Here is a 776-nt window from a genome sequence, read left to right as displayed (position 1 = left end):
TGTTGGCGTGTGAGTGATGACGTTTGAGCTCTTGATGATAATGCTGGCTAACATCAAAACTGATGCGGCCTGCCAGTGCGCTCAGCCACGCAGAAACGGTTTGCTTTTGCTGCGTTGAGTGCGTCAACGTCACAACGGCAAACAGCTCCTCATTCGGTAGCCATACTGGGCAAAGACTCAGGTTTTCATCATCAAATTGTGAGCAAACTACGTCAAAGTGCGGCGCGGATAATTGCGCGCAGTTTTGCTCAATCATCGCCACGATGGCGCGGTGATTTTGTGGCGAGGTGGATACCTCACTGGATAGCCATTGTTTGGTGTAGCTCAGGGTATAAAGTTGTCCCTGAGCTTGAGTGGCATCACAGCATTGCTGCAGAGCGTGTTGCCAGTCAGTCATCAACGGTGAAGGAATAGCGAAGCGAAACATAATTAGTAAAGTATCCTGAAGTGCCCACAAATATTTATAGGAATGTCGCCGTGTTAGGCGGCTGGGCTTTGGTTATATCGTATCCAACGCTTGAACAATTCCAAGCGACTGAAGGCACTTTCGATCAATAAAATGTTAGCGAGCTCTCTTTTTTATCCAACTCGTTTCATTTCTCCGTTTTCATATTGTCCTAGGTTTTTTGGGCATGACCAACTATTGCGATGCGTTCGCCGCCTTGGCTTTTTTACCCCAAGTCACCTGTTGGATGACCAAACCACTGATGATTAAGACAAGTCCAATCAGCGTCGATGGGTGGATTTTTTCACCAATAATGGTGGCCAACAACATC

The 776-nt window shown here is 47.2% G+C and carries 2 pseudogenes; both read right to left on the bottom strand.

The features are described 5' to 3' along the window. Positions 1 to 427, bottom strand: a pseudogene (locus tag R7Z49_RS24465) (GGDEF domain-containing protein); the annotation flags it as partial. 213 nt (positions 428 to 640) lie between these two features. Next, a pseudogene (locus R7Z49_RS24460) lies at positions 641 to 776 on the bottom strand (EamA/RhaT family transporter); the annotation flags it as partial.

It is taken from the genome of Vibrio sp. 1562 (assembly GCF_033340155.1).
In the GTDB taxonomy this organism is placed as follows: Bacteria; Pseudomonadota; Gammaproteobacteria; order Enterobacterales; family Vibrionaceae; genus Vibrio; species Vibrio alginolyticus.
This window is presented reverse-complemented; position numbering and strand designations above follow the sequence as displayed.